We start from the raw sequence: 20,325 nt of genomic DNA, 5'->3' as shown, positions 1-20,325 counted from the left end.
CCGACACGGAGCGTCCCGTGGATCCGGTGAATGCCGCGCATCCGATGAGCGCCAAGCACCGGGTGAACACCGGGCACTCGGTGAGCGCCAAGCACCGGGTGAACGCGGCGCACCCGGCGGGTGCCAAGCATCGGGTGAGTGCTGGGCACCGGGTGAACACCGGGCACCCGGTGAGCGCCGGCCATCGAGTGAACAATAGGCACCGGGTGAACTCCGCACACCGGGTGAACTCCGCACACCGGGCGCGCCCGGGGAATCCGGGAAGCCCCGTGCGTCCGGGAAGCCCCGTCACCCCGGGGAGCCCCCTCTACCCGGGAAGCCCCGTGTACCCCGGCCTCGTCCACTCCGGCCTTGTGTACCCCGGGTTCGTGTACCCGGGGTTCGCCGGCTGACGTGCACGGCCGCCCCTCAGTCCCCTGCGGGGCGGCCGGCCCAGCTGGTCAGCGCGCGGAACCGTTCGGTGCGGCGGGTCGGTACGTCCGTGCTGCGGGTGGCCCAGGCGATATGGCCGTCGGGGCGGACCAGGATCTCGCGCACCCCTTCCAGGCCGGTGCGGGATTCGTGCGCGGTGGCGCTGAGTGCGGTCACCCGCTTCCCCCATGCGGTCGGGGCGCACTGCTGCATCTCCTGGTCCCCCGCGAGGTCGAGCAGGACGAACCGGCCGTGCGGGAGGAGTTCGTAGAGGCGTAGCGCCTCCGTGCCGGTCGCCGTCAGCGCGATATCGGGCATCCGCCGTCCCGCCAACGGGTCGGCAGTATCCGTGCCGGCGGGAGGATAGGCGGTGTCGAGTGCGGAAACCTGCCCGGCCAGGCGGCGGTTGACCTCCTCGATGCCCAGGAGTTCGGTCAGCAGCGTGCGCAGTGCGGCGGCCGGCCGCTGATACGGCGGGAGCAGCGTCAGCTCCGCCAGCAGCGTCTGGACCTCGGTGTTCTCCGTGACCGCCTGCCCGACCGGGTGCCGCTCGGCGTGGTAGCTGTCGAGCAGGCCGGGCGGGGCCCAGCCGTTGATCTCGGCGGCGAGCTTCCAGCCCAGGTTCATCGCGTCCTGCAGCCCGGTGTTGAGACCCTGGCCGGCCGCCGGGAAGTGGATATGGGCGGCATCGCCGGCCAGCAGGACGCGCCCGGCACGGTAAGAGGCCGCGAGACGGGTGGCGTTGCCGAACCGCGACAGCCAGCGGGGCTGCGCCACTCCGCAGTCGGTTCCGCAGATCCGTCGCAGGGAGGCCCGGAACTCGTCGAGTGCCAGTGGTTCGGCGGACGGGGTCCGCATGCGCTGTGGATCCAGGAGGACGATCCGGGTGGCGCCGCCTCCCTCCCGTCCGCCCTCAGGGCCGGTCCCGGCCGGGGGTGCCGGCTCCAGCGGTACGGCCAGTACGCCATGGGCCCGCGCGCGGTCGAGGGCTGCCGGGTCGACGGTCGCGAAATCCCCCAGCGCTCCGCTCAGCGTCTCGTCGGTGCCGGGAAAACCGATCCCGGCGGCCCGCCGCACCACGCTCCGCCCGCCGTCGCACCCGACCACATACCGTGCGCGTACGGTCTCCAGGGTGCCGTCGGGGCCGCGGACGTCCACCTCCACGCCGGCCTCGTCCGATTCCCCGCCGCCTCTGCCGCCCGTGATGCCTCTGCCGCCCGTGATGCCTCTGCCGCCCGTGACGCCTCCGCCGCCCGCGCCGTCGCCGCCGGGGTTCCGACGCAGTCCGACCACCTCGTATCCGCGCCGGACCGGCACGTCGAGTTCGCTCGCGCGCTCCGCCAGCAGCTGTTCGGTGCGGGCCTGGGCGAGGAACAGGGTGTAGCCGTGCCGGGTGTCCAGCGCGCTGAAGTCCAGACGGGTGTCCAGCCCAGCGAAGTGCCACCCCGGAACCCGGCGCCCATGTGCCAGGAACCGTTCCACCAGGCCGCGTTGGTCCATCAGCTCGATACTGCGCGGATGCAGTGTCAGTGCCCGTGAATCCCGCTGTGCCGTGGCCCGCCGTTCGAGGATCTGCACCCGTACGCCGCCCAGCGCCAGTTCGGCACCGAGCAGCAAGCCGGTCGGCCCCGCACCCACCACGATCACGTCGGTGTCGGTGTCGGTGTCGGTGTCGGTGTCGGCGTGGGCGTGGCCGTGGGTATTGGCGGCGAGATCCCTGGCGGCATGCATGACTGACCTCCGGTCGAGGCGTGCCAGATTTAGTGAACAACGTTCAGGTGAACGATGTTCACTATAGTGAGATCCATGAGTGCCGCGTCAACCCCCAGCTCGCCCGCCGCCCGTGCCGCTGTCACGAGCCGGGGCCGGCCCCCGAAGCTCGACCAGGCGCGCACCGTCGAAGTCGCCCTGGCGCTGCTGGACGAGGTCGGGCTCGACGCACTCACCATGCGCCGGCTGGCCGAGGCCATGGACGTACGGGCCGGTGCGCTGTACCGCTACTTCGCGACCAAGCACGAGCTGCTGACCGCCATGGCCGAAGCGCTGCTGGCCGGCTGCCTCGAACGGCCGCTCCCCCCGGCGGACTGGAGCGAGCGCCTGGCCGAACTGGCCCGCCGGATGCGTGCGGCGCTCCTCGGCCGCCGGGACGGGGCCCGCGTCTACGCCGGTACGCACTCCACCGGCAGCCACACCCTCGGCTTCGCCGACACCCTCATCGGTGTGCTGCGGGAGGCGGACTTCGCCCCCGACGACGCCGCCCGCGCCGCCCTCGCGGTCGTCCACTTCACCATCGGCCACACCCTGGAGGAGCAGGCCGCCCTCCAGGTCGCAGGCGACGGCCCGGCGGACCCCGACCGGCTGCGCGCCGCGGTGACGCCGACGCAGTACCCCCATCTCGCCCCCGCGCTGCCGGTGTTCGCCGGCACGGATTTCGCCGCGCACTTCGCCTTCGGCCTGCGGCTGCTCATCGAAGGACTGCGGGCCACCGGGCCGGGTCCCACGCCCCCGCCCCCACCCACCGGCAGCTGACCGCCGGCCGGGGCCATCGGTGCCGCCCCGCCGTCTCAGGGCCTCCGCCCCGCCGTCGTGGCCGCGCCTACCGCCCGTTCAGGTACGCCAGCACCGCCAGCACCCGTCGGTGCCCGCTGTCGCTCGCCGGCAGTCCCAGCTTCGCGAAGATATTTCCGATGTGCTTGCTCACCGCGCGGTCCGACACCACCAGCAACTGCGCGATCGTCGCGTTGTCCCGGCCCTGGGCCATGAGCTGCAGCACCTCACGTTCGCGCGGCGTCAGGGCATCGAGGGGAGCGTCGCGGCGCCGGGTCAGCAGCTCCGTGACCACCTCGGGGTCCAGCGCGGTGCCGCCCGCCGCGACGCGTTCCAGCGCGCTCAGGAACTCGTCGACCCGCCCCACCCGGTCCTTCAGCAGATAGCCGACCCCGCCGGCGCCACCGCCCAGCAACTCCACGGCGTAGGTCTCCTCCACGTACTGCGACAGCACCAGAACCGGCAGACCGGGTATCTCCCGCCGCGCCGCCAGCGCCGCGCGCAGCCCCTCGTCACGGAAGGAGGGGGGCATCCGGACATCCAGCACCGCGGCATCCGGGCGGTGGGCGAGCAGCGCGGGCAGCACCTCGGGCCCGCTGGCCGCGACCGCCACCACCTCGTGCCCGGCGGAGGTCAGCAGCAGCACCAGGCCCTCCCTCAGCAGGGCGTTGTCCTCACCGATCACCACACGCACGGCAGCTCCACTTCGATCACGGTCGGGCCCCCGACGGGGCTGGTCACTTCCACGGTCCCGTCGAGCGCAGCGACCCGCCGCCGGATGCCGAGCAGCCCGCTGCCTCCTGGCGCTCCGGCGGAGCTTTCCCTGGGGGAGTGGGTCTCTGAGCTTTCCCCGGGGGAGCCGGTGGTCCCAACCCCTTCCCCAGGAGAGCCGACCCCGGCGCCGCCGCGGCCCTCGTCGCGGACCGACATCGCCAACAGGCCGTCCCCACGGACCAGTTCCACCACGGCACGATCCGCCCCGCTGTGCTTCGCGGCGTTGGTCAGCGCCTCGGCGACGACGAAGTACGCGGCCGCCTCGACCGCCGCCGGGGCGCGCGGGCCCTCCTCCACCGAGTCCGCGCGCACCGCCACATCGAGCCCGCTGCTCGCCGCCAGCGCCCGCACCGCCCCCACCAGACCCCGGTCGGTGAGGATCGGCGGATGGATGCCGCGTACGACATGGCGCAGCTCGGTAAGGGCCTCTTCTGCCTGGTCCTGGGCGTCGTCGAGGAGCCTGCGCGCCATCTCGGGGTTCGTGTCGTACGCCCGCTTGGCCAGCCCCACCCGCATCGACAGCGCCACCAGCCGGGCCTGGGCGCCGTCGTGCAGATCCCGTTCGATACGCCGCAGTTCGGCGCCGTGCGCGGCGACGGCGCCGGCCCGGGTGACGGTCAGCTCCTCGACGCGCTCGGCGAGCAGGGCGGTGCGCCGGCTGTCCGGGGACGGCAGCAGCAGCGCACGTGACCAGGCCGCGTCGAGGTCGGCGAGGCGCCGGATCAGCGGCAGGACAACGGCCGGGCGCCGCAGCAGTCCGCACCACACCCCGTCGGTGAGGAGACCGAGGGCCCAGAGCGGCAGCGACAGGTAGGGCAGCAGCAAGCCGTAGCCGAAATGGGCGGCGAGCCAGCGCAGATCCCGGTAGGTGCCCGGGTCCGCGGCCGCCGTACGCACCCGCTCGAACAGCTCCCCGGTGAGCGGCAGATACGCCTCGGGGACCGCTTCACCCGTCCAGGCCGCCACCCGCCGCCGCTTGTACCCGGCCATCCTGCGCAGCATCAGGACCGTCTCGGGCAGCACCCCCGCACCGACCACGAGGAGCGTCACGACAGCGGTGAACAGCAGCAAGGCGAGGAAGAGATACGACACCAGGGCCAGCCCGGCCGATACCAGCAGCTGAACCGTGGCCTGCCCCGCCCGCCCGACCGTCTCCCCCATGGGCACAGGCTAGACGGCCCGCCCCGGCCACCGCGCGGGAGTGAGCCACCGGGCCGGGGGTGTAGCGCACTCCACCCCGCATTCGGGAGGACGCTCCCTCGAACCGGCGGCCCGGCCGCGGCATCGTCGGTGCCACAGACGTTCACCTCTGTTCACCTCCCTGCGGAAGGAACTCCCATGAAGGCCCTGCTCTGGTGTGTGCTCTGCCTCGCCGTCCTCGTCAATGTCTCCACCAGCTTCGCCTTCGACGGGGTGCAGCAGGTGCTGATCAGCGTTGGCACGGGCGTGGTGGCGATCGGGTCGGGGGTGGGGCTGTTCCTGAGGCGCACCAAGCGGACCTGATCCTGAGCAGCACCAAGCGGACCTGATCCTGAGGCGCACCAAGCGGTCCTGACGCCCGACGGGTCGGCATCGGCCGCCGGGTCAGCTGCCGATGAGCTGGAGAGAGCCCCACAGCGCCACCGTGGCCAGGCCCAGGGCGGCGGGCACGGTGAGCAGACCGAGCCGGGTGAATTCCTTGAGGGCGACGTCGTGCTCGTGGTGGTGGACGATGCGCCGCCACAGCAGGGTGGCCAGCGATCCGGCGTAGGTGAGGTTGGGGCCGATGTTCACGCCGAGGAGCACGGCGAGGACGGCACCGGGGCCGCTCGGCGCGGCCAGCGGCACCAGGACCAGTACCGCGGGCAGGTTGTTGATCATGTTGGCGAGTGCGGCGGCCAGCGCGGCGATGCCGAGCAGGGCGGGGAGCGAGGTGCCGTCGGGCAGCAGATGCCCGAGCGCATCGGCGCGCCCGTTGTCGACGACCGCGCGCACGACGATGCCCAGGGCCAGCACGAACGCGAGGAACGGCAGCCCGGCGGCCCGGACGACGGCGGCCGGGGTGGTGTCGCGCCGGGCGAGCGCACGGACCGCCATGACGAGGGCGCCGGCCGCAGCGGCCCAGGCCGGATTGATGCCCAGCGCGGAGGTCAGCGCGAAACCGGCGAGCGTGCAGGCCACCGTCACCAGGGCGAACAGCGGCAGCTCGGGGGGCTCGGCGGGGTCCGGGCCGGGTGTCGGGGCGCGCAGGTCAGCGGCGAAGAAGCGGCGGAAGACCAGGTATTCGACGCCGATCGCGACCGCCCACGGCAGCGCCATCAGCGCGCCGAACCGGGTGAAGCTCAGCCCGCTCGCCGTGAAGGCCAGCAGGTTCGTCAGATTGGAGACGGGCAGCAGCAGCGACGCGGTGTTCGACAGATGGGTGCAGGCGTATACATGGGGTTTGGGACGGGCACCCATGTGCGCGGCGGTGGCGAACACGACGGGGGTCAGCAGGACGACGGTGGCGTCCAGGCTCAGCACGGCCGTGATGGCCGACGCGAGGGCGAAGACCGCGCCCAGCAGACGGCTGGGCCGCCCCGCCGACCAGCGCGCCATCCAGGTGCCACAGGCGTGGGAAAGCCCCTCGTCGTCGCAGAGTCCGGCGAGGATCAGCACCGCGGCGAGAAAGCCGATCACCGGCCCCAGCCGCTCCGCCTCGTCGCGGACATGGGCCAACGGGATCACCCCGGCCACGATCACCACGGCGGCGGCCGGCACCGCGAAGACCGCCTCGGGCAGCCGGAACGGCCGGCTCACGGCACACACCAGCACCAGAACGGGGTCAGTGCCGTGGCATCAGCCCGGAGAGGGTGGCCTCCACGAGGCCGCGCGCATACGCCGCGTCCGTCGGGCCCGGCCGGAAGACCAGCCGGTACATCATGGGGGCGACGATGTGGTCCATCACGAGTTCGGTGTCCGGGGCCGGCTCGCCGCGCTCGGCGGCGCGGGCGAGGATGACGTTCACCTGCTCGGCGGCGTAGGCCGAGCACTGGCCCGCATTGCTGCCGTCCGGATCGCCGGCGAGCGCGTCGCGGAGGTAGGCCCGCCCCGGGGGCGAGGCCATCTCCTCCAGGAACTGTTCGGCCCATGCCTCCAGGTCCGTGCGCAGCGCTCCGTGATCGGCGGGTGGTGCCTCCGGACGCAGGCGCTCGACGGCCACGTCGGACAGCAGCTCCTGGAGGTCTCCCCACCGGCGGTAGATCGTCGACGGCGTGACCCCGGCGCGAGCGGCGACCAGGGGAACCGTCAGCGCCGCACGGCCCTCTTCGGCTTCGAGGGCGCGCACGGCTGCGTGCACCGATTCCTGGACGCGGGCACTGCGTCCCCCGGGGCGGGTCATCGGCCTGGGGCTCATGGCTCCACCTTAAGGGCTCGGAGCCGCGCGGGTCCACATAAAAGCAATGCGTTTGCGTTAGCGTCGCGAGCGCGGTAGCGTGGACTTAACGCAAAGGAATTGCCTTTGGTTCGCGGAGAGGACACCTCATGCCTGCCGTCAGTGACGCGGTCCCCGCCTGGACGGTGGGTGAGATCACCGTCCGCCGTATCGACGAGACCGCGCTCCCCGCACCGACCGGCCGATGGCTGCTGCCCGACGCCACTCCGGACGTGGTGGCCCAAGCGCCCTGGCTGCAGCGGGATTTCACCGACCACGACGGCACCCTCCGCCTGGCCACGCACAGTTTCGCGATAGAGGTGCAGGGGCTGCGCCTGCTCGTCGACACCGGAATCGGCAACGGCAAACCCCGGACCAACCCGGCCTGGGACCACCTGGACAGCGACTACCTCCCGCGTCTGGCGGCGGCCGGCTTCGCCCCGGACGCGGTGGATCTGGTCCTCCTCACCCATCTGCACGCCGATCACGTCGGCTGGAACACCCGTGCCGACAAGGGTGATTGGGTCCCCACCTTCCCCCACGCCCGCTATCTGGCGGCACGCACGGAGTGGGACCACTGGTCGGGCCAGGACCTGGACGACGCCCGCCGTCAGATGTTCCGGGACTCCGTCCACCCCGTCCGCGACGCCGGACTGCTCGACCTGGTCGAGGTGTCCGGCGAAGGCGCCACGGTCGCTCCCGGCGTCCGGCTCCTGCCCACCCCCGGACACACGCCCGGCCAGTTCGCCGTGGAGCTGCGCAGCGCCGGGCAGACGGCCCTGATCACCGGCGACTGCATCCACCACCCGGTCCAGCTGCCGCGCCCCGACATCTGCAGCTGCGCGGACGTCGACCCCGCACAGGCCGCCAGGACCCGCCGTAGCCTCCTCGCCTCGCTCGCCGGTACCGACACCCTGCTCCTGGGCAGCCACTTCCCGCCGCCCACGGCAGGCCGCGTCATCGCCGAGGGTGACGCCTACCGGCTCTCCCCCGTCGCCCCGGACTGAGCCTGACCCCCTTGCCGCCGCTGCCCTGCCGCTGCCCTGCCGGTGCCCTGCCGGGCCGCTGCCCTGCCGGTTGTCGCCGTCGGCACGCCGTTTCCCGCCCCGCGCATGCCCTCCGGAGAGTGATCCCTCGCCACTCTCAGCCACGTTTAATAAGAAATTCGGCTTATGTCTGAATTTTCACGCATTTCGCCTTGTTGGGGACAGTTGAGCGTCGTAGCTTGGGAGTTGTCGGAGCCGGTAACGGTTCGACAACAAGGAAAAGCCAACGAGGAGGCGGGTATGAGCTTCCGCAAGGTCTTCCCCAGAAGGCGTCGCCGCGACTATGACGACTGGCACGACCACGACCACGACCGCCGCAGGCGCCGCAGGAGGTTCCGTCGAGGCCGCGGGCGCGGTTACGGCTACGGCTACTGACGCACACCTCTGAGTTCGAGGCAGGCTCGCGTACGGCGCGAGTTTGCCTCGTCATTTTAGGGGGCGGTGCCTCGTGGTTCCGCTCAACTACCCCACCAGCGACGAGATGACGTAGCGACATGCACCTGCGTAGCTCACGCCGGCGCGGAGAGCGCCCCGCAGCATCGCCCCAACGAGGCACGGAATCAGGGCCCGTTGGAGAGAATTCGGCACTGCCGCACGATGCCGGCGACCACTCCACCCCATCCACCCCCTCCACTCCCTCCACCGACACCAGCGAACCCGTCAGCGGTGCGCGGGCCCGGTCGCAGCCGGCCCCGGACCCGGACCCCGCCATGGACCGGGTGTTCCGTGCACTTGTGGCGGACAACTCCATCCGCACCAGACGGGTGGGCTTCAAGGAAGCGGTACGGCGCTTCTGGCCGCTGACCCGGGGCGACCGGCGCTGGATCGCCCTGGTCATCCTGAGTGCCATCGTCGCCGCACTCGCGGAGACCGTGGCCATCCTCCTCTTCGCCGAACTCACCGACAACGCCCTGCAGCAGGGCTCGGTCAGCGCCTTCTGGAGACCTGCCGGGCTGTGGCTCGGCGTCGCCGTCGCCGGCGCGATCGTCGGGTACCTCGGCGGCTCACTCGCCGCCTGGACGGCGGAACGCTTTGTGATGCGGCTGCGCGCCCGCATCTTCGCCCATCTCCAGACGCTGCCGCCGCACTTCTTCCAGCGCAACCGCCGCGGTGACCTGGTCGAGCGGCTGACCGGCGACGTCGACGCCATCGAACAACTCGTGGTCTCCGGCCTCGTCCAGGTGGCCACCGCCGGATTCGGCGTCATCTTCTACGCCGGAGCCGCGCTCTGGCTGCGCTGGGACCTGGCGCTCGCGACCTTCGCCCTGGCCCCGCTGTTCTGGCTCGCCACCACCCGCTTCACCGGCCGGGTCAAGGAGGTGTCCCGCCGGGAACGGGCGGCGGACGGCGCCATCACCTCGGTGGTCGAAGAAGGGCTGGTCAACGTCGTCCTCACGCAGGCCTACAACCGGCAGCGGGACGAACAGGAACGGCTCCGCCGCGAAGCGCGCAACTGGCTGCGGGCATCGGTGACCAGCGCCCGTCTCAACCAGCTGTACGGGCAGCTGGTCGAGGTCCTGGAAACGCTCTGCGTCCTGGCGATCATCGGCCTGGGCGCGTGGGAGATCTCCGCGGGACGGATGTCGCTGGGGCAGCTCCTGGCATTCGCCGCATTCGTCGGCTACCTCTACCCGCCGATCCGCGACCTCGGCCAGCTCGGTCTGACGGTCACCGAAGCGACCGCCGGGGCCGAGCGCCTGCTGGAGATCCTTGACGCCCCGCCCTCCGTCAACGACCCCGACCCCGCGGTTGTCGTGCCGGCACCGGCGCGCGCCGTCGGTGCGGTGGAGGTGTGCCGGGTCGGCTTCCGTTACCCCGGCGGCACGGAAGACGTACTCCAGGACTTCTCCTTCACCGCGGTACCCGGGGAACTGGTGGTGATCACCGGCCCCAGCGGCGCGGGCAAGTCGACCCTGGCCGCCCTGCTGCTGCGGTTCTACGACCCGGACACCGGCAGCGTCCGGCTGGACGGCATCCCCGTGAACCGGCTGCCGCTCGCCCAGCTCCGCCGGAACATCACCCTGCTGCCCCAGGACACCCTCGTCCTGCACGACACGGTGGAGGAGAACATCGCCTGCGGACGCGACGACGTGACGCACCACGACGTCGTCGACGCCGCCCGGGCCGCCGACGCCGACGGGTTCATCTCCGCCCTCCCCGACGGCTACGACACCGTCATCGCCCCCGGCACCTCCCGGCTCTCCGGCGGCCAGCTGCAGCGCATCGCGATCGCCCGCGCCATGCTGCGCAACGCCCCCGTGCTCATCCTCGACGAGCCCACCACCGGCCTGGACGCCCTGGCCACCCAGCGCATCCTCGGCCCGCTGCGGCGCCTCGCCGAAGGCCGCACCACCCTCGTGATCACCCATGACCTGGACCTCGCCACGGACGCCGACCGCATCCTGGTCCTGGACGAGGGACGCCTGGTGGAGTCGGGCCGGCACGCCCAGCTCCTCGCCGACCACGGCCTGTACGCCACCCTCTTCCACGCCCACCCGCCACCCCGCAACGGCTCCCCGCACCCCGTCGCCCGCCCGTCGGGCAGCCACTAGCCACTGGCGGTAACCGGCACCTGGGCACCGCCGGGACCGCCACCGCCGCGGCCACGACCGGCACGGCCACGACCGCGCCCCCCCTTCTCACTCTCGGTATGCACGGCGACACGCACAGTGCATACGCGTCTGGTCCGCCTCCCGGGACCAAGATGGTCCCGTGAACCAGGAGCGCGCGTGACCAGGCCATCCGCAGCGGGGAGTGACAGCGCCACCGGAACCCGCCACCTCCACCGGGCGGTCGGGTTCTGGGGGCTGATGTTCATCTCCCTGGGATCGATCATCGGCTCCGGCTGGCTGCTCGGCGCCCTGACCACCGCCGTCATCGCCGGACCGGCATCGCTGATCTCCTGGGTCCTGGCGTCCACGATGCTCGCCGTGCTCGCGCTGGCCCACGCGGAACTGGGCGCCACCTACCCGATCGCGGGCGGCACCGCCCGGTTCCCCTTCTTCGCCTTCGGCCCCCTGGTCGGCTTCACCGCGGGCTGGATGTCCTGGCTGCGCTCGGTCCTGATCTCACCGATCGAGGTCGAGGCCACACTCTCGTACATGGACCGCATCGGCTGGGTCCACGACCGGGTCCACGTCCTGCACCCGAACGGCACCCTCACCGCGGCCGGCCTGCTGATCGCCAGCGTCTTCATGCTGATCTTCACGCTCATCAACGTCCTCGGCGTACGCCTGCTGTCCGGGATCAACTCGGTCACCGCGGTGGTGAAGACGGCCGTACCGCTGCTGACCGTGGTGGTCTTGATGGCCCTGTCCTTCCACGGCTCGAACTTCACCGCGGGCGGCGGCTTCGCACCGCACGGCGCGCACGGGGTCTTCGCCGCCCTGCCCGCCGGTGTGGTGTTCGCGCTGCTGGGCTTCGAACAGGCCATCCAGCTGGCCGGTGAGGCGCGCGACCCGCAGCGTGATGTCTCCCGGGCGGTGATCGTGGCCATGGCGGTCGGTACCGCGCTCTACCTCCTGCTGCAGATCGCCTTCATCGCCGCCCTGAACCCCGACGCCGTGACCCACAGCTGGGACAACCCCGTGGGCAAGGGCAACTTCGGCCCCTACGCCACGCTCGCCACCTTCGTCGGGGCCGGCTGGCTGGCGACCATCCTCTACGTCGACGCCGTCATCTCCCCGGCGGGCACCGGCCTGGTCTACATGGCCGGCGCCGCGCGTCTCTCCTACGCCATGGGACGCGAACGGGTCCTGCCCCAAGCCCTCACCCAGGTCGGCCGCAGCCGGGTACCCGTCGTCTCGATCCTCCTCGCCTTCGTGGTCGGCGAGATCGCGTTCCTGCCGTTTCCCAGCTGGCAGGCGCTGGTGAGCGTGGTCACGTCGGCGGCGGCGATCATGTATGCCTTCGCGCCGGTGGCGCTGTACGCCCTCCGCGTACAGGACGGCGGCCGGAACCGCCCCTACCGGCTCCCCGCCGGACCCGTACTGGCCCCCGCCGGCTTCGTCTTCGCCAACTTGATCTTCTACTGGTCCGGCTACGAGGCGGACTGGAAGCTCGGTATCGCCGCCCTGCTCGGCTTCGTCGTCCTGGCGCTCACCCGCCGCGGCATTCCCGCCGCCGAACGCAGCGGGCTGCGCGCAAAATCGGCCGCCTGGGTGTGGCCCTGGCTCGGCGGCATGATCCTCATCGGCCACTTCGGCCGCTACGGCGGCACCCGCGCACTCCCCGCCTGGTGGGACCTGGCCATCGTGATCGTCTTCAGCCTCGCCATCTTCTACACCGCCGTAGGCATGGCCATGCCCCCCGAGGCGGTCGAGGCCGCCGTGCAGCATGAGGAGGCGGACGAATCGGTCCCCCCACCCGCCGCCTCAGCACAGTAATCTTCCCGGCTCCCGGCTCCCGGCCTCCAGGCTCCCGGCTCCCGGCCTCCAGGCTCCCGACTTCTCGACGACGGTCAGTACAGCCAGATACCGAAGGCGGCGACCACAAGACCCGCCACCAGACAGCAGCCCCCGCCGAGGAGCACCCCGCGCAGGGAATCGCCACGCGGCCGTCCGGCCTTGCGCCAGGTGTCGACCGCCGCGAACACACCGATGAGGACCATCGCGCTCCCGGCCACCACGATGAGCGCCCCGAAAAACATGGCCCAGGTGATGGGGTGGTGCGGATCCGGGTGCCAGACGGCCGCAAGTGTCACGTCGCCGACAGCTCTCATTCGCCCTTGGCCATCTTCTTCTCGTCCTCGACCAGGCTCTGGGCATCCGACTCGATGCCAGAACCCGCCCCGTAGACACCCGTGTTCAAGCCCGTGTCCACCACGTTCTTGAACGCGCCGTCGGCGAGCTTGCCCCGGTCGCTGAGGTTTTCGCCGCCGAGACTCCCGTGCTGCTCCAGAGCGTGGTGGACACCGTGATTCTGGGCGTTTCCGAGCCCACCGGTGAGGGCGTTCGTCCCCGCGTCCCATGCGCTGGTCGACCCGTCCTTGCCGGACCAGACGTCCGCGGTGAGCCCGCCTGTCACATTGCCGGCCGCGCCGTTCACGGTGGTGCCGAGCAGGCCGTCCCCTCTCAGCATCCGGCCGGCCACCCCGGTCGCGCCCGCAGCGTCCGCCAGCGTCGCGCTGCCTCCGGTGAACAGCGCCGTCCCGAGCGCGGCCCGGCTGCCGTTGACGAGGTCGTCCCCGACCGTCACCTGTTGTCCGGTGACCGCCTGGTTCAGCATCGAGCTGGCCGAGTCGGCGACGAAGTTCGTCGCGAAGCTCTCCCCGGTCTTCGTGGCGAACTTGGCGCTGAGCCGGGCCACCGTGGAGAGCATCTTCTCCAGCGTCGCCGCGGTCTCGGCGCTGAGCCCGGCGAAGCGCTCCAGCAGGGCCGCCACCTTCTCGGCCGCCGAGGTGAACAGCTTGACCAGGTCCACGATCTTGGCGACCTTCGCGGCAACGGCCGTATTGGCGACGAGGTCGGAGAGGAATCCGGTGAAGGCGGACAGTGCGGCGCCGAGCACTTCCATCTCGGCGATCTGGACGCAGATATCGATGATCTCTTCATTGATTTTGTCGATCTCATCGGCGAAGTTCCGCAACCCGTCGGCGACATGGTGGAAATTTTTCGCGGCGTCGGTGAGGGTCTTCTTCTGGTCCTGCCAGTGCTTCTCGAAGGCATCGTGGGCCGCACCGTGCCAGCCCTGCTTGTCGACACCCGCGACGGCGCGGTCGAGGGCCCGTACGGCCCCGGTCAGTTCGGTGCCCATGGAGTCCCAACCACGGGCGATCGAACGGAGCGTGTCGCCGTTGCCTCCGGGAAGATCCACACCGAATGCCTGAAGGATCTCCAGGACCTTGCCGTCGATCCAGCTGTTGATGCTCACCTCAGGCCCCCTGGTACCGGGGCACGGACCGCAGGTGACCGATGGCGGCCTGGTCCGCGTCCTGGTAGTGGGAGGCGTTGATCCGCAGCCGGTCAGCGTCGCTCTTGAGTACTTCGGGAAGGTGCCCCAGAGCCTTGACGGTGCTGCTCAGCAGCTTCTGATACTTCTCCATGGCGCCGTCACAGGCACCGAGGACGCCGAACGCCTCTCCGACCTCCGACGATGACGCCGCGAACGAATGGACCGGGGCGGCCAGATCCTTCGCTTCCCGGTCGAATGTGCCTGCCAGTTCCGTCAGCACTGTCGGATCGACACCGAATTGCCCACTCATCCCGCTTCCCCCCTGTTCGCCACACCCACAAGCCCTCAAGGGGTACGTCGGGGAGTGCTCGCAGGGAAGGCCCTTGACGGTTTCGGAATACGGGATTGGCGTGTGCTTTAACTCCATGGACCAACCCGAACCTGCACATGACCAAATCCGGGCGCGATCGTTGCGGAATGTGGTCCTGGCCGACGGCGTGCTGACGAGTGCGGACGGAACGGGAGCCGACGTCGATGTCCCGGTCGCCTTCGCCGACCACGGGTGTTCCCGGCCGGCGCACGTCAACCGTTGAGCAGGCACGGCAACTTCGGAAGAAACAGCGCCGCGCCGTTCGGCACCGGTCCCTCCCCTCGTGGGGACCGGTGCCGAACGGCGCAGGCGGGGGCGGTCCGCGCCGGGTGGCGGAGTGTGGAGGGTGCCGGTTGACGAGGAGCCATGGCACTGGGCCCGCCACGCGGTGCGGCTCTTGCACTTCAGGGGTGCTGCCTTTCCGGGCCATGGCGATGAAATTGATCCCCTGCCTTCCCTCATCTCGCTGGAGAAACCGCAAGCCGTCCAGCCCTTGGCACCGCCGGGGTAACCCCTGAACTCGCAGACGGTTTGCGTATTGCCGCGGTACGGAGCGCGCATCGGCCGGTGCGGCCATCAGGCCGAGGGCGAGGCCGTCGGCGGCCACGAGTGCTCCGGACGATGTGAGAGTGCGCATGGATCCCCCTGTGGATAAGGCGATTGCGGATCACTGCCTGGTTGGTCGTTCGGGGCAGGTCGCCCTCGCGACAGGCCCCCGGCCCGTGCACAGGCAATGATCGAACCAGCGTCTCCATGATGTCGGTACGCGGCCGGTGAGTCGCTGGCTCTGCGTGCACAACCGTCTTGGCAATGGGTTCACTCGTGGCCGTTGAGGGCCTGATGCCGGTGATCCTTGGGCGTGGTGCCGTACGCGGCGCGGTAGGCGCGGCTGAAGTCGGTTGCGCGGGGGAACCCCCGGCGGGTGGCGATGGCATGGATGGGGAGGGCGTGGAGCGCCGGGTCGGTGAGGTCGCGGCGGGCGGCCTCCAGGCGCAGGCGGCGGATCCAGGCGGCGACTGTGGCGTCTTCGTCCCGGAAGAGGCGGTGCAGGTAGCTGGTGGAGATGTGGTGCGCGGCGGCGATGGTGGCCGGGGTGAGGTGCGGGTCGTGCAGGTGCTCCCGGATGAACGCCTGGATCCGCAAGGTGAGGGCCTGTCGGTGGGTCTCCGGGGGGAGACAGTCGCCGGCTTCGAGCAGGTGGGCGAAGAGCGCGGCGACCAGATCGTTCAGGACCGTGCCCAGCCGGGGTCCGTCGGAGGGCTGGTACGCGGTCGAGTCCGCGGTCAGCTGAGTGAGAAGCCGTGCCAGGAGGGCACCCATACCGTCCCGGGCCGACACCGGCGCCCCGACTATCCGTGGGGCCATGTCGCGAGGCAGCGGCAGCAGGGCCTTGGGAGTCTCCAGCGCAATGATCGTGACCGGGCCCCCGGTGCTGCGGATGTCGTTCGGCAGTGAGGTGGAGGTGACGAACAGGTCGTGCGGCTCGTACTCGGTTTCCCGGTGCCTCCACTCGCCTGTCCCGGTCCCCTGTACGACGAGGGAAAGATGGTAGGCCTCTGGGTCGGACTGCCGGATCAACTTCGGTGTGCGCCGGAAGACCAGGGGCTGGTAGGTGGCAGACCACACGGTGACACCACCGAGGTCCAGCACGCGTTGGGAAGCGCGGAAATCGTCGGTGTGGTCGCTGCGCAGCTCCATGGGGGCATGGGTGCGGCCCAGCAGCTCGACCCAGTAGTCGAACCGGTCCGCCGCAGGCAGAGCATCGGTCCGGAACACCATCTCGTCCAACAACAGTCTTTCCCCGTTTCTGAACCGGCGGTCAAGAGCTCCCGTCGAGTTGTACACGGGTGTGCCGGAGGCCCCGGTTCCATGCCGCGGCGGCCGGGAGCGCGGACGCCCACGGCCGCGTGCGGGCCGGCACACCATGGGTCTGCCCGGCCCTCTGATCAAGAGGTTCCGAGAGCATCCGGGCCACGGGATCGGGACACCCAGGACCGGGAGCGGGGCGGAGAGCGCGGCCGGTGCTCCGCAAGATCGCGCAGCAGATCGCAGACGTGCTTCGGACGCCTGCCGAGACCGGTCGAGGCCGACCGAGCCGAGAACTGAGACGGAGAGCGGAGCCGGAGAACCGCGAAGGGCCCCACCGCAAGCGGTGGGGCCCTTCGACGTATTGCCCGGTGAGAGCAATGGCGGAGGATACGAGATTCGAACTCGTGAGGGGTTGCCCCCAACACGCTTTCCAAGCGTGCGCCCTAGGCCACTAGGCGAATCCTCCGCCGCAAACAATACAAGACGTTGAGGAGTGCTCGCGACCATGATCCGGAGGAGGGGTTGGGTGAGGAGTGGGTGAGGGGGTGGCGCGGGCCCGCGGTGGGGTGTGGGTTCGTTTCCCGGGCGGGGGATCCGCTACTGTGGTGCGCAGCCCCTCACGTGGCGCTATCTGACTGAACTCCCCCAGGGCCGGAAGGCAGCAAGGGTAGGTCGGCTCTGGCGGGTGCGTGGGGGGCGCTTGCGTTTACGGGGCCCGTCAGTTGTCAGTGCGGCCCGATATCGTCGTATGCGTGTCGTCCCTTGCGCTGTACCGCCGCTACCGCCCCGAGACCTTCGCCGAGGTCATCGGGCAAGAGCACGTGACCGATCCGCTGCAGCAGGCACTGCGGAACAACCGGGTCAACCACGCCTATCTGTTCAGTGGGCCGCGAGGTTGCGGCAAGACGACCAGTGCGCGGATCCTGGCGCGCTGCCTCAACTGTGAGGAAGGTCCCACCCCCACGCCCTGCGGGAAGTGCCAGTCCTGCCTGGACCTGGCCAGGAACGGCCGGGGCTCGATCGATGTGATCGAGATCGACGCGGCATCGCACGGTGGCGTGGACGACGCCCGTGAGCTGCGGGAGAAGGCGTTCTTCGGGCCGGCCGGCAGCCGGTACAAGATCTACATCATCGATGAGGCGCACATGGTGACCTCGGCGGGCTTCAACGCCCTGCTGAAGGTCGTCGAGGAGCCGCCGGAGCATCTGAAGTTCATCTTCGCGACGACGGAGCCCGAGAAGGTCATCGGGACGATCCGCTCGCGTACGCATCACTACCCGTTCCGGCTGGTGCCGCCCGGGACGCTGCGGGAGTACCTGGCCGAGGTGTGCGGGCGGGAGGACATCCCGGTCGAGGACGGGGTGCTGCCGCTGGTGGTGCGCGCCGGGGCCGGGTCGGTGCGTGACTCGATGTCCGTGATGGACCAGCTGCTCGCCGGTGCCGGTGCGGACGGTGTGACGTATGCCATGGCGACGGCGCTGCTGGGGTACACCGACGGCTCGCTGCTGGATTCGATCGTGGAGGCGTTCGCCGCGGGGGACGGCGCGGCGGCCTTCGAGATGGTGGACCGGGTCATCGAGGGCGGCAACGACCCGCGGCGTTTCGTCGCGGACCTGCTGGAGCGGCTGCGCGATCTGGTGATCCTGGCGGCCGTGCCGGACGCGGGGGAGAAGGGGCTGATCGACGCCCCCGCGGATGTGGTGGAGCGGATGACGGCGCAGGCGTCCGTCTTCGGGGCGGCTGAGCTGAGCCGGGCCGCCGATCTGGTCAACACGGGCCTGACGGAGATGCGCGGGGCGACCTCGCCGCGGCTGCAGCTGGAGTTGATCTGTGCGCGGGTGCTGCTGCCCGCGGCGTACGACGACGAGCGGTCGGTGCAGGCGCGGCTCGACCGTCTGGAGCGTGGCGCCGGTGCAGCGCTGCTGGGCGGCGGCGGGGCCGGTGGCATGAGCGGTGGTGCGGTCGCCGGGGGAGACCTCGGGGCCGGCCCGGCGCCCGTGGTGGCGTCCGGTGGCGGGCCCGCGGCCGGATATGTACCGGGGCCGGAGGCTCATCCGCCGATGCCGGCGGCCGGGCCGTCAGGACCGGCAGCACCGTCCGGGCCGGCCGCTGCGCGTGCCGCGGTGCGGGGCGCGGTGAGCGGCGGTGCCGGGGGCGGCGGTACGGCGGGTGGCGGTCCGGCGGGCGGTGCGGGGGCTCCCCCTGCTCCGGCTCCGTCCCCGCCGGCTCCGGCTGCCCCGGCGGCTCCCGCTCAGGGTGCGCCGGCGGCCGGCGCGGCGGCGTCCGGTGGAGAGCAGCAGTGGAGTGTGAGTGACGGCGGTGGCGCGGCGGCGCCGCAGGGCGGTCCGGCGTCCGCTCCGCAGGCCGAGGCGCAGGGCGGTGGCCATGACGGCGGGGGCGCGCGCCCCGGAGCCTGGCCCGGGAGCACGGGCCGGGGCAATGGCGGCGGCGGAGCCAGTGCGGGCAGCGGAGCCCCTGGGGACGGCAGTGGCCCCGGTGGCGGGCGGCAGCCCGGTGGGTGGCCCACGGCCGTGGCGCCGGGGAAGGGGGGCCAGGCGCCCCAGGGCGGGTCGCCCGCGCCCGCGCCTTCGCCCGAGCCGGCGGCCGGGCCGCCCGCGCCCTCCGTATCCCAGCAGCCGCAGGCCGGGGCGGCCCCGGGGGCGGCGCAGGGTGCCGCTCAGGTGCGGCAGATGTGGCCGGACATCCTGGAGGCGGTGAAGGACCGCCGGCGCTTCACGTGGATCCTGCTGAGCCAGAACGCCCAGGTCTCCGGCTTCGACGGCACGACGCTCCAGATCGGCTTCCCCAATGCCGGCGCCCGCGACAGCTTCGCCAACGGCGGCAGCGAGGACGTCCTCAAGGACGTGCTGGCCGAGCGTTTCCAGGTGCAGTGGCGGGTCGAGGCGATCGTCGACCCGTCGGGCGGGGCCAACCCGCCGGCCGGCGGCGCTCCCCGTAGTGGCGGTGGCGGCTTCGGCGGCGGAGGGGGCGGCGGCTTCGGCGGCGGGGTGCCCGCCGCGCCACAGCAGGGCGGGCAACAGTCCCCGCCCCAGCAGAGCGGCCCGTCGGCGCCCCCGTCGTCCGGGAGCCAGTACGGGCAGGGCGGCGGCGCAGCCGGCAGTGGCAGTGGCAGTGGCAGCGGCAGCGCCGGCGGCAGCCAGGGGGCGCGGATGGCGCGGGAGGCCGTCTCCCCGTCGGCGTCCGCGGGCGGTGGGCAGTCGGCGTCCGGGGCGGAGACCTCCTACTCGCCGCCGGAGCCCCCGCCGACATCGATCGAGTACGACATGCCGGCCGAGGACGATCCGGACCTCGTCGACTCCGCACTCAGCGGCCACGACCTGATCGTGCGCGAACTCGGCGCGACCGTGGTGGAAGAGTTCAACAACGAGTAGTCGCGTACGGGAAGAGTGCAACAACGAGTGGGCGTGCAGCAGCAGTGAGTGGTCACTCAGCAGCAGCGGGTGGATGAGTGGAAAGCAAAGGGGAGAGGGCTTCCACGGTGCGTAGCCGGCGCGGCAGCACCGCGTAGGCAGCGCGCCGGTGCGCGGGCAAGTCCGGGGCGCAGGGCCGGAGAACGGGTAAGCGGGCGTACACCAGGCGTACACCCGTGCTCCTCCCTACGGCGTAGGGCGCGGGGCCCGTGAAACACGTAGGCTCGGGCTACCGCACAAACGTTGTCGTATGGCAGGAGTCACGTCGTGATCCCCGGTGGTCAGCCCAATATGCAGCAGCTGCTTCAGCAGGCCCAGAAGATGCAGCAGGACCTCGCGGCCGCCCAGCAGGAGCTCGCGGAGACACCCGTCGAGGGTTCCGCGGGCGGCGGCCTGGTCAAGGCCACGGTGACCGGCTCCGGTGAACTCACGGGCCTGGTCATCGACCCCAAGGCGGTCGACACCGACTCCGCCGAGGAGACGGCCGAGACGATCGCCGACCTCGTGCTGGCGGCGGTCCGCGATGCCAATGCCAGTGCCCAGCAGCTGCAGCAGCAGAAGCTCGGTCCGCTCGCCCAGGGGCTGGGCGGTGGCGGAATCCCGGGTCTCCCCTTCTGAGGAGTAGCCAACTAGCGTACGCATCACGGCAGA

17 protein-coding genes, 1 tRNA gene and 1 other RNA gene are annotated in these 20,325 nt (G+C 71.4%); 9 read left to right on the top strand and 10 right to left on the bottom strand.

The window, feature by feature from the left end:
* Window positions 1-408 precede the first annotated feature (408 nt).
* On the bottom strand, window positions 409-2,142 hold the full coding sequence (locus OHS81_RS16370; RefSeq protein WP_328385496.1) for an FAD-dependent monooxygenase: 1,734 nt from the start codon (window positions 2,140-2,142) through the stop codon (window positions 409-411).
* 75 nt (window positions 2,143-2,217) lie between these two features.
* On the opposite strand from OHS81_RS16370, the gene OHS81_RS16365 reads away from it, so the two are divergent.
* Window positions 2,218-2,940 (top strand): TetR/AcrR family transcriptional regulator, encoded by a 723-nt coding sequence (locus OHS81_RS16365; protein ID WP_328385495.1) that lies wholly within the window; start codon window positions 2,218-2,220, stop codon window positions 2,938-2,940.
* Window positions 2,941-3,007: 67 nt separating this feature from the next.
* On the opposite strand, the gene OHS81_RS16360 is transcribed toward OHS81_RS16365, so the two are convergent.
* Both OHS81_RS16360 and OHS81_RS16355 read right to left on the bottom strand, forming a co-directional pair.
* Entirely contained in the window at window positions 3,008-3,652 is a 645-nt protein-coding gene (locus OHS81_RS16360; RefSeq protein WP_328385494.1) for a response regulator transcription factor, read from the bottom strand.
* Window positions 3,640-4,893 carry a sensor histidine kinase gene (locus OHS81_RS16355; RefSeq protein ID WP_328385493.1) on the bottom strand — a complete coding sequence of 418 codons (1,254 nt, stop codon included), beginning with the start codon at window positions 4,891-4,893 and terminating at the stop codon, window positions 3,640-3,642. Before OHS81_RS16355 ends, OHS81_RS16360 begins: the two co-directional genes overlap by 13 nt.
* A 177-nt stretch (window positions 4,894-5,070) precedes the next feature.
* Here OHS81_RS16355 and OHS81_RS16350 point away from each other — a divergent pair, with 177 nt between their 5' ends.
* Window positions 5,071-5,235, top strand: coding sequence for a hypothetical protein (locus OHS81_RS16350; protein ID WP_328385492.1), 165 nt, complete (start codon window positions 5,071-5,073; stop codon window positions 5,233-5,235).
* An 81-nt stretch (window positions 5,236-5,316) separates the two neighbouring features.
* On the opposite strand, the gene OHS81_RS16345 is transcribed toward OHS81_RS16350, so the two are convergent.
* Both OHS81_RS16345 and OHS81_RS16340 read right to left on the bottom strand, forming a co-directional pair.
* A complete protein-coding gene (locus tag OHS81_RS16345; protein WP_328391201.1) occupies window positions 5,317-6,528 on the bottom strand; it encodes an SLC13 family permease in 1,212 nt (403 codons plus the stop codon).
* A 7-nt stretch (window positions 6,529-6,535) separates the two neighbouring features.
* Window positions 6,536-7,108 carry a TetR/AcrR family transcriptional regulator gene (locus tag OHS81_RS16340; protein WP_328385491.1) on the bottom strand — a complete coding sequence of 191 codons (573 nt, stop codon included), beginning with the start codon at window positions 7,106-7,108 and terminating at the stop codon, window positions 6,536-6,538.
* Between the two features lie 128 nt (window positions 7,109-7,236).
* Between OHS81_RS16340 and OHS81_RS16335 the strand changes: the two genes are divergently transcribed.
* The 4 genes from OHS81_RS16335 to OHS81_RS16320 all read left to right on the top strand — a co-directional run bounded on the left by OHS81_RS16335 (window position 7,237) and on the right by OHS81_RS16320 (window position 12,557).
* The gene (locus OHS81_RS16335; protein ID WP_328385490.1) at window positions 7,237-8,133 is read left to right on the top strand and encodes an MBL fold metallo-hydrolase; all 897 of its coding nucleotides are present in this window, start codon (window positions 7,237-7,239) and stop codon (window positions 8,131-8,133) included.
* A gap of 279 nt (window positions 8,134-8,412) precedes the next feature.
* Entirely contained in the window at window positions 8,413-8,547 is a 135-nt protein-coding gene (locus OHS81_RS16330) for a hypothetical protein (protein WP_328385489.1), read from the top strand.
* A 335-nt stretch (window positions 8,548-8,882) separates the two neighbouring features.
* Window positions 8,883-10,724 (top strand): ABC transporter ATP-binding protein, encoded by a 1,842-nt coding sequence (locus OHS81_RS16325; RefSeq protein WP_328385488.1) that lies wholly within the window; start codon window positions 8,883-8,885, stop codon window positions 10,722-10,724.
* A 177-nt stretch (window positions 10,725-10,901) separates the two neighbouring features.
* The gene (locus OHS81_RS16320) at window positions 10,902-12,557 is read left to right on the top strand and encodes an APC family permease (RefSeq protein ID WP_328385487.1); all 1,656 of its coding nucleotides are present in this window, start codon (window positions 10,902-10,904) and stop codon (window positions 12,555-12,557) included.
* A 74-nt stretch (window positions 12,558-12,631) separates the two neighbouring features.
* On the opposite strand, the gene OHS81_RS16315 is transcribed toward OHS81_RS16320, so the two are convergent.
* The 5 genes from OHS81_RS16315 to OHS81_RS16295 all read right to left on the bottom strand — a co-directional run bounded on the left by OHS81_RS16315 (window position 12,632) and on the right by OHS81_RS16295 (window position 16,709).
* A complete protein-coding gene (locus OHS81_RS16315; RefSeq protein WP_328385486.1) occupies window positions 12,632-12,892 on the bottom strand; it encodes a hypothetical protein in 261 nt (86 codons plus the stop codon).
* Window positions 12,889-14,043 carry a WXG100-like domain-containing protein gene (locus OHS81_RS16310; RefSeq protein ID WP_328385485.1) on the bottom strand — a complete coding sequence of 385 codons (1,155 nt, stop codon included), beginning with the start codon at window positions 14,041-14,043 and terminating at the stop codon, window positions 12,889-12,891. Before OHS81_RS16310 ends, OHS81_RS16315 begins: the two co-directional genes overlap by 4 nt.
* Window position 14,044: 1 nt before the next feature.
* Entirely contained in the window at window positions 14,045-14,374 is a 330-nt protein-coding gene (locus tag OHS81_RS16305) for a type VII secretion target (protein WP_328385484.1), read from the bottom strand.
* An 876-nt stretch (window positions 14,375-15,250) separates the two neighbouring features.
* Window positions 15,251-16,225, bottom strand: coding sequence for a helix-turn-helix domain-containing protein (locus tag OHS81_RS16300; protein ID WP_328385483.1), 975 nt, complete (start codon window positions 16,223-16,225; stop codon window positions 15,251-15,253).
* Between the two features lie 396 nt (window positions 16,226-16,621).
* A tRNA-Ser gene (locus OHS81_RS16295) sits at window positions 16,622-16,709 on the bottom strand.
* Window positions 16,710-16,851: 142 nt separating this feature from the next.
* Between OHS81_RS16295 and ffs the strand changes: the two genes are divergently transcribed.
* The 3 genes from ffs (at window position 16,852) to OHS81_RS16280 (ending at window position 20,292) form a co-directional block, all read left to right on the top strand.
* Window positions 16,852-16,950, top strand: an RNA gene (gene ffs / locus OHS81_RS16290) — signal recognition particle sRNA small type.
* A gap of 45 nt (window positions 16,951-16,995) precedes the next feature.
* Window positions 16,996-19,635: a DNA polymerase III subunit gamma and tau gene (locus OHS81_RS16285; RefSeq protein ID WP_328385482.1), complete on the top strand. Its 2,640-nt coding sequence runs from the start codon at window positions 16,996-16,998 to the stop codon at window positions 19,633-19,635.
* Window positions 19,636-19,941: 306 nt separating this feature from the next.
* Window positions 19,942-20,292: a YbaB/EbfC family nucleoid-associated protein gene (locus OHS81_RS16280; protein WP_093484352.1), complete on the top strand. Its 351-nt coding sequence runs from the start codon at window positions 19,942-19,944 to the stop codon at window positions 20,290-20,292.
* Window positions 20,293-20,325 lie beyond the last annotated feature (33 nt).

The sequence above is a fragment of the Streptomyces sp. NBC_00400 genome (assembly GCF_036048035.1).
Taxonomy (GTDB): Bacteria; Actinomycetota; Actinomycetes; order Streptomycetales; family Streptomycetaceae; genus Streptomyces.
Note: the sequence above shows the minus strand (reverse complement) of the source record. Positions and strands in the feature narration are given on the sequence as shown.